Genomic DNA, 15934 nt, shown 5'->3' on the forward strand with positions numbered 1-15934 from the left:
CCGGCGGGCGGGTAAGGTCTGCGGCTGTGAGTGGTAATTCCGCAGCTCTTCAGCCCCCCGCCGACGCCGTGCCGCCCGTGCGCCACCCCGACGCCCCCGCACCGGGCGAGCTTCTGGGCGCCCACTACGGGCAGTGCTTCGGCTGCGGCGACGAACAGCCCCACGGGCTGCACCTCCAGGCGCGCGCCGGCGAAGGCGTGTCGATCACCGCCGAGTTCACCGTGCAGTCCGCGCACCAGGGCGCCCCCGGACTCGCCCACGGCGGCGTGCTGGCCACCGCCCTCGACGAGACGCTCGGCTCGCTGAACTGGCTGCTCCGCACCATCGCGGTCACCGGACGGCTGGAGACCGACTTCGTCCGGCCGGTGCCCGTCGGCACCGTGCTGCACCTCAAGGCGGAGGTGACCGCCGTCGCGGGACGGAAGATCTACTGCACCGCCACCGGACACATCGGCGGCCCCGACGGACCGGTCGCCGTCCGCGCGGACGCCCTCTTCATCGAGGTCAAGGTGGACCACTTCATCGACCACGGCCGCCAGGAGGAGATCCAGGCCGCCATGGACGACCCCGACCAGGTCCGCCGGGCCCGCGCCTTCGAGGTGAACCCGTGAGCGCCGGCCGCGAAGCGCTTGAGGTGCTCATCCGGCGCGTCGACCCGGACGTACCGCTTCCGGCGTACGAGCACCCCGGCGACGCGGGGGCCGACCTGCGCACCACCGAGGCCTGCGAGCTGGCCCCGGGGGAGCGGGCCGTACTGCCCACCGGGGTGTCTGTCGCGCTCCCGGAGGGGTACGCGGCCTTCGTGCACCCGCGATCCGGCCTTGCCGCCCGCTGCGGCGTCGCCCTGGTGAATGCCCCGGGGACGATTGATGCCGGGTACCGTGGGGAGATCAAGGTGATCGTGGTGAATCTCGACCCGCGCGAGTCCGTGCGGTTCGAGCGCTTCGACCGGATTGCCCAACTGGTCGTCCAGCAGGTCGAGAGGGTGCGCTTCGTGTCGGTCGCGCAGCTGCCCGGATCGGCCCGGGCCGAGGGGGGCTTCGGATCCACCGGCGGCCACGCCGCGGTGGAAGGTAAGAGCGGCACAAGCGTTCAGGCCGCCGAGGGCGGTACTGCGGGTGGGAATCGATACGCTTCGGTCGTATCCGACCGGGAAGGACAGTGACGTGTTCGGACGTCGCAAGAAGAGGGATGCCGCCGACGGTGCGGCCGGCGAGGCCGAGCAGGTCGTCGACGGTGTCGACGCGGAGGCGGGCGAGGAGAACGGGCGCGTGAGGCTCGAGCCCGCGCCCCGGCCCGACGGGCCCTGGGACAGCTCCGAGGTCCGCGAGCCCGGCGAGGGCCGGGTCGATCTGGGCGGTCTGTTCGTGCCCGGTGTGGACGGCATGGAACTGCGCGTGGAGGTCGCGGGCGACGCGATCGTCGCGGCCACCGTCGTGCTCCAGGACAGCGCCGTCCAGCTGCAGGCCTTCGCCGCACCCAAGCGTGAGGGCATCTGGGGCGAGGTGCGCGAGGAGATCGCGTCCGGCATCACCCAGCAGGGCGGCATCATCGACGAGGTCGAGGGTCCGCTGGGCTGGGAGCTGCGCGCCCAGGTGCCGGTGCAGCTGCCGGACGGCACCGGCGGCTTCCAGGTCGTGCGGTTCGTCGGCGTGGACGGCCCCCGCTGGTTCCTGCGCGGAGTGATCTCCGGGCAGGGCGCGGTGCAGCCGCAGGCGGCGGGTCTGCTGGAGCAGATCTTCCGGGACACGGTCGTCGTGCGCGGGGACGGGCCGATGGCCCCGCGCGACCCGATCGTCCTGAAGCTGCCGAACGACGCGCAGATGGTGCCGGAGAACGTCCAGCAGGAGGAAGGGTCGCGGTTCGCGGGCGGGATGAGCCGGCTGCAGCGGGGGCCTGAGATCACGGAAGTGCGCTAGCGGAGTCTTTGTCGTGGCCCGCGGGGCCGGTCGTTCGCGGCCGGTCGCCGCGGGCCGCTGTCGTTCCCGGGGCTCCGCCCCGGACCCCGCTCCTCAAACGCCGGAGGGGCTACAAGTAGCCCCTCCGGCGTTTGAGGACGAGGCCCGCCAGGGCCGACAAGGGGGTCTGGGGCGCAGCCCCAGGGACGGGAAGGGGCGGCGGGGGCGAGTCACTTCGTGCGGCACCCCTTGACGCCACATTGGTCTGGACCTACCGTCCCCGTTCAGTTCGGGTGTTCAAAGGAACGCCCACTGTTCATGTACGGGAACGGATGGCCCCCACATGTCCGCTTCACGCCCACGACGTACCCGCCTCCTGTTCGCCCTCCTGACCACCGCCCTCGCCGCCACCCTCACCCTCCACCCCGACGCCCCGCCCGCCGAAGCCGCCGAGGCGGCCCCGGCGACCTTCACCCACCCCGGCGTCACCGTCTCCAAGCCCCAGCTCGACTTCGCCCGCAGCAAAGTCCTCTCCGGTGCCCAGCCCTGGAAGACCGCCTACGACCGCATGGCGGCGAGCAAGTACGCCGACCTCAACCGCACCCCCAAACCCCGCGCCGTCGTGGAGTGCGGCTCGTACTCCAACCCCAACCTCGGCTGCACCGACGAACGCGAGGACGCGATCGCCGCGTACACCCAGGCCCTCATGTGGTACGTCACCCGCGACGCACGCCACGCCACCAAGGCCATCCAGCTCATGGACGCCTGGTCCGCCGTGATCCGGGACCACACCAACAGCAACGCGCCCCTGCAGACCGGCTGGGCCGGCTCCTCCTGGGCCAAGGCCGCAGAGATCGTCAAGCACACCTACACCGGCGGCTGGGCCGCCGAGGGCCGCTTCGCCACCGTGCTGCGCGACGTCTACCTGCCCGAGATCATCAACGGCTCGAACTCCAACGGGAACTGGGAGCTGACAATGATGGAGGCCGCCGTCGGCATCTCCGTCTTCCTGGAGGACCGCGCCTCGTACGACAAGGCGATGGCGACGTTCCGCACCCGTACCGCCGCCTACGTCTACCTGGCCTCCGACGGGCCCCTGCCGAAGACGGTCCCCGGCCAGAACCTCGACACCCGCGACAAGATCGTCCGGTACTGGCAGAACCAGTCCACCTTCGTCACCGGCCTCACCCAGGAGACCTGCCGCGACCTCACGCACACCGGCTACGGCATCTCCTCCATCTCGCACGTCGCCGAGACCAGCCGCATCCAGGGCCAGGACCTCTACGGCACCGACGTCGGGGAGCGGCTGCGGCACGCGCTCGGCTTCCAGGCGAAGTACGAGCGGGGCGAGCCCGTGCCCGGCTGGCTGTGCGGCGGCAGCCTGCACCTCGGCCTCGGCCCGGTCACCGAGGTCGGCCACAACGCCCTGCACAACCGCCTGGGCTTCGCCATGACCCACACCCAGGCGCTGACCGAACGCACCCGCCCCTCCGGCACCAACAACCTGTTCGTCGCCTGGGAGACCCTCACCCACGGCGACAACCCCGCCTGACCCTGTTGATCCGCCGGGCGCCGGACAGCGATACTGGCGCCCGGTTCACGGGGGAGGGCATCCACATGGGGCAGACGGTCACCGACGCCATGGTGCGCGTCGAGGACGTGCACAAGTCGTACGGCATCGGCGCCGCCGCCGTGCACGCGCTGCGGGGCGTCTCCTTCGAGGTCCCGCGCGGCGAACTCGTCGCACTCAAGGGGCGCTCGGGATCCGGCAAGACCACCCTGCTGAACATCGTCGGCGGTCTCGACACCCCCGACCGGGGTCGGGTCGACGTCGAGGGCCGCGACCTCGCCGGCCTCGACGAGGAGGGGCTGCTCGCCCTGCGCCGCGACCGCGTCGGCTTCGTCTTCCAGTCCTTCGGGCTCATCCCCATCCTCAGCGCCGCCGAGAACGTCGGCGTCCCGCTGCGGCTGCGCGGCGCGGACCCCCGCGAGCGCGAGGAGCGCGTCGAGCTGCTGCTGTCCCTCGTCGGCCTCGCCGACCACGCCGCCCAGCGGCCCGGCGAGCTGTCCGGCGGCCAGCAGCAGCGGGTCGCCATCGCCCGCGCCCTCGCCAACAACCCCTCCCTCCTCATCGCCGACGAGCCCACCGGCCAGCTCGACGCCGAGACCGGGCACGCCGTGATGGAGCTGCTGCGCGCGGTCGTCCGCAGCGAGAACGTCACCGCGCTCGTCGCCACCCACGACACCACCCTGCTCGGCCTGGCCGACCGGGTCCTCGAACTGAGCGACGGGCAGATCGTCGAGCACTGACCGGCCGGCCCCCGGCGCGCGCGTCAGGGTTGCGTCAAGGTCCGGCCCCGCGCCCCCGCCGGCCGTCCGGCCGCCGCGCACGGCGGCCTAGGGTCGACTCCGCCAGGAGCACGACCGGAAGACAATGGGGCCATGGGACGCGGCAAGCTTCGGATCCACCTCGGCGCCGCGCCGGGGGTGGGCAAGACCTACGCGATGCTCGCCGAGGCGCACCGCCGCGTCGAGCGGGGCACCGACTGCGTCGTGGCCTTCGCCGAGACGCACGGCAGGCCCCGCACCGAGGCCCTGCTGACCGGCCTGGAGCAGGTCCCGTACCGGCGGCTGGAGCACGGCGGCGCGAGCGTGACCGAGATGGACCTCGACGCCGTCCTCGCCCGCCGCCCCCGCGTCGCCCTGGTCGACGAGCTCGCCCACACCAACGCGCCCGGCTCCCGCAACGCCAAACGCTGGCAGGACGTGGAGGAGCTGCTGACCGCCGGGATCGACGTGCTGTCCACCGTCGGCATCCAGCACCTGGAGTCGCTGGGCGACACCGTGGAGTCCATCACCGGCGTACGCGAGCCGGAGACCGTGCCGGACGAGGTGGTGCGCCGCGCCGACCAGGTCGAACTCGTCGACATGACGCCCGAGGCGCTGCGCCGGCGCATGGCGCACGGCAACATCCACCAGCCCGACCAGGTGGACGCGGCCCTCTCCAGCTACTTCCGCCCCGGCAACCTCGCCGCCCTGCGCGAACTCGCCCTGCTGTGGGTCGCCGACCGGGTCGACGCCCACCTCCGGCGCTACCGCAGCGAGCACGCCGTCAAGGCGATCTGGGGCTCGCGCGAGCGGATCGTGGTCGGACTGACCGGCGGGCCCGAGGGCCGCACCCTCATCCGGCGGGCCGCGCGGCTCGCCGAGAAGGGCGCGGGCGGGCAACTGCTCGCCGTGTACATATCCCGCAGCGACGGCCTCACCTCCGCCTCGCCCGGCGAACTGGCCGCCCAGCGCACCCTCGTCGAAGACCTCGGCGGCAGCTTCCACCACGTCGTCGGCGACGACATACCCGCCGCCCTGCTCGACTTCGCGCGCGGCGCCAACGCCACCCAGATCGTCCTCGGCTCCTCCCGCCGCCGCGCCTGGCAGTACGTCCTCGGTCCCGGCGTCGGCGCGACCGTCGCCCGCGACTGCGGCCCCGACCTGGACGTGCACATCGTCACCCACGAGGAGGCCGCCAAGGGCCGCGGACTGCCCGTCGCCCGCGGCGCGCCCCTGGGACGGCTGCGGCTCGCCTGGGGATGGGCCGTCGGCACGGCCGGGCCCGTCGTCCTCGCCGCGCTGCTCAGCGCCGTCGACCCCGGCCTCGCCATCGACATGCTGATGTTCCTGGCGGTGACGGTCGCCGCGGCGCTCCTCGGCGGGCTGTGGCCGGCCCTCGCCTCCGCGGCCGTCGGCTCCCTGCTGCTCAACTTCCTCTACACCCCGCCCCTGCACACCTGGAGCGTCTCCGACCCCAGGAACATCGTCGCCATCGTCGTCTTCGTCGCGGTCGGCGCCTCCGTGGCGTCCGTCGTCGACCTCGCGGCTCGGCGCACCCAGCAGGCGGCCCGGCTGCGCGCCGAGTCGGAGATCCTGTCGTTCCTCGCGGGCAACGTGCTGCGCGGCGAGACCGGCCTGGAGGACCTCCTGGAACGGGTCCGCGAGACCTTCGGCATGGAGTCCGCCGCGCTGCTGGAACGCGCCGGGGACGTCGAGCCGTGGACGTGCGCGGGCCGGGCCGGTTGCGGCCGGCCGGTCGGACGGCCCGAGGACGCCGACGTCGAGGTGCCCGTCGGCGACCACATGGCGCTGGCGCTGACCGGCCGGGTCCCGCCCGCCGAGGACCGCAGGGTGCTGGCCGCCTTCGCCGCGCAGGCCGCCGTCGTCCTGGACCGCCGGCGGCTGCGCGAACAGGCCGACCGCGCCCTCGCCCTCGCCGAGGGCAACCGCATCCGCACCGCGCTCCTCGCCGCCGTCAGCCACGACCTGCGCACCCCGCTGGCCGGGATCAAGGCGGCCGTCTCCTCCCTGCGCTCCGAGGACGTCGAATGGTCCGAGGAGGACCGCGCCGAGCTGCTGGAGGGCATCGAGGACGGCGCGGACCGCCTGGACCACCTGGTGGGCAACCTGCTCGACATGTCCCGCCTGCACACCGGCACGGTCACCCCGCTGATGCGCGGCACCGACCTGGACGAGGTGGTGCCGCGCGCCCTCGGAGGAGTGCCCGAGCACAGCGTCGCCCTGGACGTCCCCGAGACCCTGCCCATGGTCGACGCCGACCCGGGGCTGCTGGAGCGGGCCATGGCCAACGTGATCGAGAACGCCGTGAAGTACAGCCCGCCGGGGGAGAGGGTGCTGGTCGCCGCGAGCGCCCTCGCCGGCCGGGTCGAGGTGCGGGTCGTCGACCGCGGCCCCGGCGTGCCCGACGAGGCCAAGGAACGCATCTTCGCGCCGTTCCAGCGGCACGGGGACGCCCCGCGCGGCTCCGGCGTCGGCCTGGGCCTCGCCGTCGCCCGTGGCTTCACCGAGGCCATGGGCGGCACCCTGAACGCCGACGACACGCCCGGGGGCGGCCTCACCATGACCCTCACCCTGCACGCGGCGGACGCCCGGCCGGAGGACGGCCCGGACGACAGCGGGCGCGGCCCCGTGACCGCCCAGGACGAAAGGCGAGCCTCATGACCCGGGTGCTGGTGGTCGACGACGACCCCGCCATCGTGCGGGCCCTGGTGATCAACCTCAGGGCCCGGAAGTACGAGGTGGACTCCGCCGAGGACGGGGCGGGCGCCCTGCGCGCGGCCGCCGCCCGCCACCCGGACGTGGTCGTCCTCGACCTGGGCCTGCCCGACACGGACGGCGTCGACGTCATCCGGCGGCTGCGCGAGTGGAGCCGGGTGCCGATCCTGGTGCTGTCCGCGCGGCACGCCTCGGGCGAGAAGGTCCAGGCGCTGGACGCCGGCGCCGACGACTACGTCACCAAGCCCTTCGGCATGGACGAACTGCTCGCCCGGCTGCGGGCCGCCGTACGGCGCGCGGAGCCCGCCGACGGGGGAGACGTGGTCGTGGAGACCGGCACGTTCACCGTCGACCTCGCCGCGAAGAAGGTCCACCGCGACGGGCGTGACGTACGGCTCACGCCCACCGAGTGGCACCTGCTGGAGGCGCTGGTGCGCGCCGGGGGCCGGCTGGTGGGGCAGCGGCAGCTGCTGCGGGAGGTGTGGGGGCCGTCGTACGGGACGGAGACCAACTACCTGCGGGTCTACATGGCGCAGCTGCGCCGCAAGCTGGAGGCGGACCCCTCGCGGCCCAGACACCTCATCACCGAGCCCGGCATGGGCTACCGCTTCGAGAAGTGACCGAGGGCCGTTCGGACCGGGGAAGCAGGGGGTACGTAACCGTCAGTGCACCCCGGTACGCTTCAGATATGAGTGCTGTTCCTCGGTCCGAGAAGCCGGCAGGCCGGTTCCGCCGCATGCTCGACCGGCTCTCCTCCTCCCAGGAGGACCTGGAGTCGGAGGAGCTGCGCGAGGACGCCGCCACGGCCGGCTGCACGCGGATAGGTGACTGCCAGGACCGCGAGATCGTCACGGTTACTGGTACCTTGCGCACGGTCACGCAGCGGCCGCGCGCGGGAGTGCCGGCTCTGGAGGCCGAGCTGTTCGACGGCTCCGCCGCGCTGGACGTGGTGTGGCTCGGCAGGCGCTCCATCACGGGGATAGAGCCGGGGCGCAAGCTGATCGCATCGGGCCGGGTCGCCATGAGCCGTGGTCGCCGGGTGCTGTTCAATCCGAAATACGAACTGAGACCCCTCGGACGGGAGTAGCCGGTGACGTCGCTCGACAAGCCGACAACCGAAGAGACCTCCGCGGACACGTCCGCGGACGACGCCCGGGCGGTGACGGAAGCCGCCCTGTTCGAGGCGTTCGGCGGTGTCCGGGGCATGGTCGAGACGGTGCTGCCGGGGCTGCTCTTCGTCAGCATCTACACGGTCAACAAGAACCTGCACATGTCGGCGCTCGCCGCGCTCGGCGTGGCGCTCGTCATGGTCGTGGTCCGGCTGGTCCGCAGGGACACCGTGAAGCACGCGTTCAGCGGCGTCTTCGGCGTCGGCTTCGGTGTGGTCTTCGCGATGATGACCGGCAACGCCAAGGACTTCTACCTGCCGGGCATGCTGTACACGCTGGGCCTGGCGGTGGCGTACATCGTCACGGCGATGGCCGGCGTCCCGCTGATCGGCCTGATGCTGGGCCCGGTGTTCAAGGAGAACCTCTCCTGGCGCACCAGAAACCCGGGCCGCAAGAAGGCGTACACCAAGGCCAGCTGGGCCTGGGGTCTGATTCTGCTGGCCAAGTGCGCGATCCTCTTCCCGCTGTACTGGTGGGCGGACACCACCCAGCTCGGCTGGGTGCTGGTGGCGCTGAAGATCCCGCCGTTCCTGCTCGCCGTCTACCTGACCTGGGTGTTCCTGGCGAAGGCCCCGCCGCCCATCGACGTCTTCGCCGAGATGGAGGCGGAGGAGCGCGCCGAGGAGGAGCGGAAGGCCGCCGCCGCGGGCGAGGGTGAAGGAGCGCCGGCCGGCCGGCACCGCCGCCGGTCCTGAGATTTCCCGCACGGACGAGGGGCGCCCGGATCACTCCGGGCGCCCCTCGCCTTTCGCCGCGTTACGACTGCCTGCGGACCGACAGCAGATCCTCCAGCTGCTCCTCACGGGCCTGCGCGGCCACGAAGAGCAGCTCGTCGCCGGCCTCCAGGGAGTCCTCGCGGGTCGGCGTCAGCACCCGGGTGCCGCGGATGATCGTGACGAGCGAGGTGTCCTGCGGCCACTCCACGTCCCCGACCTGGGTGCCGGCCAGCGCGGACTCCTCCGGCAGGGTCAGCTCCACCAGGTTGGCGTCGCCGTGGCTGAAGCGCAGCAGCCGGACCAGGTCGCCGACGCTGACCGCCTCCTCCACCAGCGCCGACATCAGACGCGGGGTGGAGACGGCGACGTCCACGCCCCACGACTCGTTGAACAGCCACTCGTTCTTCGGGTTGTTCACCCGGGCGACGACGCGGGGCACGCCGTACTCGGTCTTCGCGAGCAGCGACACGACCAGGTTGACCTTGTCGTCGCCGGTCGCGGCGATGACGACGTTGCAGCGCTGGAGCGCCGCCTCGTCCAGGGACGTGATCTCGCAGGCGTCGGCGAGCAGCCACTCCGCCTGCGGGACGCGCTCCACCGAGATCGCGGTCGGCGCCTTGTCGATCAGCAGGACCTCGTGGCCGTTCTCCAGCAGCTCGCCCGCGATCGAGCGGCCGACGGCGCCGGCTCCGGCAATGGCGACCCTCATCAGCGCCCGCCCTCCTCGTCGGGTCCCTTGGCGAACGCCGCCTCGACCCGGTCGATCTCGTCCGTGCGCATCATCACGTGCACCAGGTCGCCCTCCTGCAGCACCGTCTGCGAGCTGGGCAGGATGGCCTCCCCGAGCCGGGTGAGGAACGCGACCCGCACGCCCGTCTCGTCCTGGAGCCGGGAGATACGGTGCCCCACCCACGCCGCGGACGTGTGCACCTCGGCGAGCTGCACCCCTCCGGTGGGGTCGCGCCACAGCGGCTCGGCGCCCGAGGGCAGCAGCCGGCGCAGCATCTGGTCGGCGGTCCACCGGACCGTGGCGACCGTCGGGATGCCGAGCCGCTGGTAGACCTCCGCGCGCCGGGGGTCGTAGATGCGGGCGGCGACGTTCTCGATGCCGAACATCTCGCGGGCCACCCGGGCGGCGATGATGTTGGAGTTGTCACCGCTGGACACGGCGGCGAAGGCGCCGGCGTCCTCGATGCCGGCCTCGCGCAGGGTGTCCTGGTCGAAGCCGACGCCGGTGACCCGGCGGCCGCCGAACGAGGAGCCCAGCCGGCGGAACGCGGTGGGGTCCTGGTCGACCACGGCGATCGTGTGCCCTTGTTCCTCCAGGGCCTGGGCCAGGGCGGAACCGACCCTGCCGCAGCCCATGATGACGATATGCATCGCGTTACACCGCGCTTCCTGCAGGCCGTGCGACCTTCATGACCTTCGTGCTCATGTCTCTCTTTCGGCTCGCCAGGCAACACGTCGCGGCCTGTTGGCGGCCGCCCAGGCAACATCATGCCGGGGCCTGGGGTCCCTGACGCCCCTCGGGGGCGGTTCGGACTGCCGTAACCGACGGTACGTCCGGCTGGTGCGGTCGTATTCTCCGCGGCGCGGTGGGGGCTGGTCGCGCAGTTCCCCGCGCCCCTTTCGGGGCGCGTTCACCGCGGCATCCTCAGGAGCGCGGGGAACTGCCGCGAGCACCCCACGACGCCCCGCACCCGACGGACACCGCGCCGACCCCTAGCGGCGCGTGATACTGCGCACGCTCGCGACGGCGAGAACGCCGAGGACGACGAGGCCGGCCGCTGCGCCGATCAGTTCTGCGGTCGTGTGCATGGGACCCTCCACGAGACGTGGCGACAACGGCCGGGCATGTGGTCATACAGGCATGGGACTCCCCCGATCCGCCCAATCCGCACCCCGGCGCCCCGACTTTTCACCCGGAGGGCAGCGGCCGTATGGATGCCGTATGGATCGGGGGTGGCGGGTGCGTCACCGGACGCCGGACGGCTTACGATCCACACTTGTGTCCAAACTGACCGACGTGCCCAAACGCATCCTCATCGGGCGCGCACTACGCAGCGACCGGCTGGGCGAGACGCTCCTGCCGAAGCGCGTCGCACTCCCCGTCTTCGCCTCCGACCCGCTGTCCTCCGTGGCGTACGCGCCCGGCGAGGTGCTGCTCGTCCTGTCCATCGCGGGCCTGTCGGCGTACCACTTCAGTCCCTGGATCGCCGTCGCGGTCGTCGTGCTGATGTTCACCGTGGTCGCCTCCTACCGGCAGAACGTGCACGCCTACCCCAGCGGCGGCGGCGACTACGAGGTGGCCACGACCAACCTCGGCCCGAGGGCCGGCCTGACCGTGGCGAGCGCCCTGCTCGTCGACTACGTCCTCACGGTGGCCGTGTCGATCTCCGCCGGCATCGAGAACCTCGGCTCGGCGATCCCCTTCGTCGTCGAGAACAAGGTGGCCTGCGCGGTCGGCGTGATCGTGCTGCTGACGCTGATGAACCTGCGCGGGGTCCGGGAGTCGGGCACACTCTTCGCGATCCCCACCTACGTCTTCGTCGCCGGCGTCTTCCTCATGATCGCGTGGGGCGCCTTCCGCGGGGTCGTCCTCGGCGACGACATGCGCGCGCCCACCGCCGACTTCGAGATCAAACCCGAGCACCCCGGCCTGGCCGGCTTCGCCCTCGTCTTCCTGCTGCTGCGCGCCTTCTCCTCCGGCTGCGCCGCGCTCACCGGCGTCGAGGCGATCTCCAACGGCGTCCCCGGCTTCCGCAAGCCCAAGGCGCGCAACGCGGCGACCACCCTCGCCATGATGGGCCTGCTCGCCGTCACCATGTTCTGCGGCATCATCGCGCTGGCCGCCGCCACCGACGTACGGATGGCGGAGAACCCGGGCCGGGACCTCGTCCACAACGGCGTCCCGCTCGGCCCCGGCTACGTCCAGGACCCGGTGATCTCCCAGGTCGCCGAAGCCGTCTTCGGCCACGGCAGCTTCCTGTTCATGATCCTCGCCGCGGCCACCGCCCTCGTGCTGTTCCTCGCCGCGAACACCGCCTACAACGGTTTCCCGCTGCTCGGGTCGATCCTGGCCCAGGACCGCTACCTGCCGCGCCAGCTGCACACCCGCGGCGACCGCCTCGCCTTCTCCAACGGCATCGTGCTGCTCGCGGGCGCCGCCGTGCTGCTGGTGTGGATCTACGGCGCCGACTCGACCCGGCTGATCCAGCTGTACATCGTCGGCGTGTTCGTGTCCTTCACGCTCAGCCAGACCGGCATGGTCCGGCACTGGAACCGGCTGCTCGGCGCCGAGAAGGACCCGGCCGCGCGCCGCCGCATGGTCCGCGCCCGGGCCATCAACGCCTTCGGCGCCTTCTTCACCGGCCTGGTGCTGGTCGTCGTGCTGCTCACCAAGTTCACCCACGGCGCCTGGGTCGCGCTGCTCGGCATGTGCATCTTCTACGCGACCATGACGGCGATCCGCCGCCACTACGACCGGGTCGCCGAGGAGATCGCCGCGCCGGACGCCCCGAGCGAGGACACGGTGCGGCCGTCCCGCGTCCACTCCGTCGTCCTGGTCTCCAAGGTGCACCGCCCCGCCCTGCGCGCCCTCGCGTACGCCAAGCTGCTGCGCTCCGACACCCTGGAGGCGCTCAGCGTCAACGTGGACGCCGAGGAGACCAGGGCGCTGCGCGAGGAGTGGGAGCGGCGCGGCATCGACGTACCCCTGAAGGTGCTGGACTCCCCGTACCGGGAGGTCACCCGTCCGGTGATCGAGTACGTCAAGAGCCTGCGCGCCCAGTCGCCGCGCGACGTGGTGTCCGTGATCATCCCGGAGTACGTGGTCGGCCACTGGTACGAGCACTTCCTCCACAACCAGAGCGCGCTGCGGCTCAAGGGCCGCCTGCTGTTCACGCCCGGTGTGATGGTCACCTCGGTGCCCTACCAGCTGGAGTCCTCCGAGGCCGCGAAACTGCGGGCGCGCAGGCGGCAGAACTGGTCCGCACCCGGCTCGGTGCGCCGGGGACCGGCGGAGCGGACGAAGGACACCTCCCCGCGCACGTAGACTGGTGGGCTGTTGTCCGGGCCGTAACGGCCCGCCCGCCCGTACCCGATGTTGTGGAGTCACCCCGCCATGCAGGCAGAACCGAAGAAGTCACTGGTGGGGGAGGAGTACGAGGTCGAGATCGGCCCCGTCGCCCACGGCGGCCACTGCATCGCCCGTACGTCGGAGGGGCAGGTCCTCTTCGTCCGGCACGCGCTGCCCGGCGAGCGGGTCGTCGCCCGTGTCACCGAGGGCGAGGAGGGCGCGCGGTTCCTGCGCGCCGACGCGGTGACGGTGCTGGAGGCGTCCAAGGACCGCATCGACGCGCCCTGCCCGTTCGCCGGCCCCGGCCGCTGCGGCGGCTGCGACTGGCAGCACGCCAAGCCGGGCGCCCAGCGGCGGCTCAAGGGCGAGGTCGTCGCCGAGCAGCTCCAGCGGCTGGCCGGGCTGACGCCCGAGGAGGCCGGCTGGGACGGCACGGTGATGCCGGCCGAGGGCGACAAGGTCCCGGCCGGCCAGGTCCCGTCGTGGCGCACGCGCGTGCAGTACGCGGTCACGGCGGACGGCCGCGCGGGTCTGCGCCGGCACCGCTCGCACGAGGTCGAGCCGATCGACCACTGCCTGATCGCCGCGGAGGGCGTCAGCGAGCTGGGCATCGAGAAGCGGGACTGGACCGGCATGGACTCCGTCGAGGCGATCGCCGCGACCGGCTCCCAGGACCGCCAGGTCGTCCTGACGCCGAAGCCCGGCGCCCGCCTCCCGCTGGTCGAACTGGACCGCCCCGTCTCGGTGTTGCGCATCGACGAGCGCAACGGCCAGGTGCACCGGGTGCACGGCCGTCCGTTCGTCCGCGAGCGCGCCGACGACCGCACCTACCGGGTCGGCAACGGCGGATTCTGGCAGGTCCACCCGAAGGCCGCCGACACCCTCGTCACCGCGGTCATGCAGGGCCTGCTGCCGCGCAAGGGCGACATGGCGCTCGACCTGTACTGCGGCGTGGGCCTGTTCGCGGGCGCGCTGGCCGACCGGGTGGGCGAGCAGGGCGCGGTGCTCGGCATCGAGTCCGGCAAGCGTGCGGTGGAGGACGCCCGGCACAACCTGGCCGACTTCCCGCGCGTGCGGATCGAGCAGGGCAAGGTCGAGTCGGTGCTGCCCCGCACCGGCATCACCGAGGTCGACCTGGTCGTCCTCGACCCGCCCCGCGCGGGCGCCGGCCGCAGGACGGTCGAGCACCTCTCCTCCCTGGGCGCCCGCCGCATCGCCTACGTCGCCTGCGACCCGGCCGCCCTGGCCCGCGACCTGGCGTACTTCCGGGACGGGGGGTACAGGGTGCGGACGCTGCGGGTGTTCGACCTGTTTCCGATGACGCATCACGTGGAGTGCGTGGCGATTCTGGAACCAGCCACAAAGGGCATCTGACCTGCGCTCTCTCGTCATGTGGCGATCCACTACGACGTGTTTGCGGATCATCACCACGTGGCACCCGGAAGCGCCCCGCCGTTCTTCCGAACGCCGATGACCTGCGGTTCCGTATTCGTCGGAAGTCCGATGCGTCTCTGGGGAGGCGGTACCGACGGGGCCGACCGCGGAATCCTGACGCTCGATTGACGCCGTTCTGATGCGGCTTCAGGGGCGTGATGTGGGCCCCCAGGCCGCCCAAGCGAGCGGTTCCAGGATGTCGAGGTCGCTTACCGGGCGGGTCGCGTCGGAGGGTGTGGCCGTGGGAAGCGGAGGCCCTGGAAGGTGCTGGGGGCGACGAGCCGAGGAGGAGAAGGCGTCCAAGGGCCGAGCCCCGAGGAGCCGCCCCGGGAACCGGCACGAGGCCCGCGCTCGACCCACGTGGCGGCGCGGTCCTCGCCGTTCGTCCAGCGTGCCGTGTGGGACACGCCGGAGTGAGCACCACGCGTCCGGCGCATCCCGTGGAACCTCGGCGGCCGGACCAACGGAGCCTGACGGGTGCCCGGTGGGTTTCGCGAGTGCCGGCGGCGCCGACTCGCCGCCGGGCAGTCGCGCCGGCCTCGCTCCCGGCAGAACCGGATCGGCAACGCGGCCGCGCGCCGTGCGTGGTGACCATTGGCCCAGGCGCACGGCAACGACGTCTCGTCAGACCGCTCCCCGGTGGTGCTCCACCTCAGCGCCAGTCACGGCCCAGGCGCCACGTACAGGCCCTCACCGACCCGCGGCACGGCCTTCCCGCTGGAACTGCGCGGGCACCGCGACCTGATCCCCGGCAAGCGACACACGGGTTCCGCCGCATCGATCGTTGTCGCAAATGAACCTGCAGCGGAAACGGCCGCGTCCCGAGTGCTGGACGCGGCCGTTCCGCAGGGCCTGCCGGACGTTGCCCGGTGACGAGGCAGGTGGGATCAGACGGCCTTGGACCCGTCCACCGCCGCGCTGGAGCCGAAGACCTTCACGGCCTGGTAGTAGGTCCAGGCGGTGGAGTCGCACGAGGTCTTCTTCAGGCCGGAGTAGGTGGCGCATACCCGCTTGAGGTCCGCGTAGAAGGCGTCGTCGAGGCGGGACTTGTTGGCGTCGAACGTGCCGGCCGCCTTGTAGTTGCGGTACCCGAAGTCGTGCCGGGCGCAGGCCGTTTGGAAGGGGAAGCCGAAGGGGTTGTCGGGGGACGTGGTGCAGTAGTCGGTCGACCAGTCGAAGCCGTATGCCGACCACGCACTCTGGTTGCCGCGGGCCGCGAGCCAGGCGTTCTGGCTCGCGGCGCTGGTCTGCGTCCAACTGCTCAGGACCTGCGGCTTGTCGGCCGGCGCGGCGTCGGCGGGGGACGCGAGAGCGAGGGCCCCGGCTGCGGCGGCGAGCAGGGTGGCGAGACGGCGACGCATGTGATTCCTCCGGAGGGTGAGCGGCCCGCCAGGTGTTTCCCGGCGCGGCGGGCCTCAGGCTCGGAGGGGTTGCTATGCGAAGCCTCCGCGGGGCCTATACCGCGTCTGCCCCTGCCCGGCGCGTGAGGGCTGCGCTCCCGGGCGGCCCCCCAACGGGGCCCATGCCGTCCTGCAGGAAGCCCGGGCGGCCCTATAGGGGGGAGATAGGACGCGA

14 protein-coding genes and 1 riboswitch are annotated in these 15934 nt (G+C 72.4%); of the genes, 11 read left to right on the plus strand and 3 right to left on the minus strand.

Annotation, left to right across the window (positions count from 1 at the left end; translation table 11 throughout):
* Window positions 1–26 precede the first annotated feature (26 nt).
* From ACQZOG_RS22935 to ACQZOG_RS22975, 9 genes are all read left to right on the plus strand, one after another.
* Window positions 27–611: a PaaI family thioesterase gene (locus tag ACQZOG_RS22935; protein ID WP_037642065.1), complete on the plus strand. Its 585-nt coding sequence runs from the start codon at window positions 27–29 to the stop codon at window positions 609–611.
* Window positions 608–1165: a dUTP diphosphatase gene (gene dut, locus ACQZOG_RS22940; protein ID WP_033278023.1), complete on the plus strand. Its 558-nt coding sequence runs from the start codon at window positions 608–610 to the stop codon at window positions 1163–1165. Before ACQZOG_RS22935 ends, dut begins: the two co-directional genes overlap by 4 nt.
* A gap of 1 nt (window position 1166) precedes the next feature.
* Window positions 1167–1919, plus strand: a complete 753-nt coding sequence (locus tag ACQZOG_RS22945) for a DUF3710 domain-containing protein (protein WP_033278024.1) — start codon at window positions 1167–1169, stop codon at window positions 1917–1919.
* Window positions 1920–2241: 322 nt separating this feature from the next.
* Window positions 2242–3450, plus strand: coding sequence for an alginate lyase family protein (locus ACQZOG_RS22950; protein ID WP_430741756.1), 1209 nt, complete (start codon window positions 2242–2244; stop codon window positions 3448–3450).
* 65 nt (window positions 3451–3515) lie between these two features.
* A complete protein-coding gene (locus tag ACQZOG_RS22955; RefSeq protein ID WP_430741757.1) occupies window positions 3516–4208 on the plus strand; it encodes an ABC transporter ATP-binding protein in 693 nt (230 codons plus the stop codon).
* 132 nt (window positions 4209–4340) lie between these two features.
* Window positions 4341–6908 (plus strand): ATP-binding protein, encoded by a 2568-nt coding sequence (locus ACQZOG_RS22960; protein ID WP_359499087.1) that lies wholly within the window; start codon window positions 4341–4343, stop codon window positions 6906–6908.
* Window positions 6905–7582 carry a response regulator gene (locus ACQZOG_RS22965; RefSeq protein WP_193456246.1) on the plus strand — a complete coding sequence of 226 codons (678 nt, stop codon included), beginning with the start codon at window positions 6905–6907 and terminating at the stop codon, window positions 7580–7582. Before ACQZOG_RS22960 ends, ACQZOG_RS22965 begins: the two co-directional genes overlap by 4 nt.
* Before the next feature lie 68 nt (window positions 7583–7650).
* On the plus strand, window positions 7651–8049 hold the full coding sequence (locus tag ACQZOG_RS22970) for an OB-fold nucleic acid binding domain-containing protein (RefSeq protein ID WP_033278029.1): 399 nt from the start codon (window positions 7651–7653) through the stop codon (window positions 8047–8049).
* A 3-nt stretch (window positions 8050–8052) separates the two neighbouring features.
* On the plus strand, window positions 8053–8826 hold the full coding sequence (locus ACQZOG_RS22975; RefSeq protein WP_033278030.1) for a DUF3159 domain-containing protein: 774 nt from the start codon (window positions 8053–8055) through the stop codon (window positions 8824–8826).
* Between the two features lie 61 nt (window positions 8827–8887).
* Here ACQZOG_RS22975 and ACQZOG_RS22980 read toward each other — a convergent pair whose 3' ends face one another.
* Window positions 8888–9556, minus strand: a complete 669-nt coding sequence (locus ACQZOG_RS22980) for a potassium channel family protein (RefSeq protein ID WP_093545012.1) — start codon at window positions 9554–9556, stop codon at window positions 8888–8890.
* The gene (locus ACQZOG_RS22985; RefSeq protein ID WP_033278032.1) at window positions 9556–10227 is read right to left on the minus strand and encodes a potassium channel family protein; all 672 of its coding nucleotides are present in this window, start codon (window positions 10225–10227) and stop codon (window positions 9556–9558) included. Before ACQZOG_RS22985 ends, ACQZOG_RS22980 begins: the two co-directional genes overlap by 1 nt.
* A 628-nt stretch (window positions 10228–10855) precedes the next feature.
* Here ACQZOG_RS22985 and ACQZOG_RS22990 point away from each other — a divergent pair.
* Together ACQZOG_RS22990 and ACQZOG_RS22995 are read left to right on the plus strand one after the other, a co-directional pair.
* Window positions 10856–12901, plus strand: a complete 2046-nt coding sequence (locus tag ACQZOG_RS22990) for an APC family permease (RefSeq protein ID WP_033278033.1) — start codon at window positions 10856–10858, stop codon at window positions 12899–12901.
* 69 nt (window positions 12902–12970) lie between these two features.
* Window positions 12971–14299, plus strand: a complete 1329-nt coding sequence (locus ACQZOG_RS22995) for a class I SAM-dependent RNA methyltransferase (protein ID WP_430741758.1) — start codon at window positions 12971–12973, stop codon at window positions 14297–14299.
* A 650-nt stretch (window positions 14300–14949) separates the two neighbouring features.
* Window positions 14950–15035, minus strand: a riboswitch (ZMP/ZTP riboswitch).
* 211 nt (window positions 15036–15246) lie between these two features.
* Here ACQZOG_RS22995 and ACQZOG_RS23000 read toward each other — a convergent pair.
* Entirely contained in the window at window positions 15247–15720 is a 474-nt protein-coding gene (locus ACQZOG_RS23000) for a phospholipase (protein WP_033278035.1), read from the minus strand.
* Window positions 15721–15934 lie beyond the last annotated feature (214 nt).

It is taken from the genome of Streptomyces sp. P13-3-3 (assembly GCF_050571355.1).
Classification (GTDB): domain Bacteria; phylum Actinomycetota; class Actinomycetes; order Streptomycetales; family Streptomycetaceae; genus Streptomyces; species Streptomyces althioticus.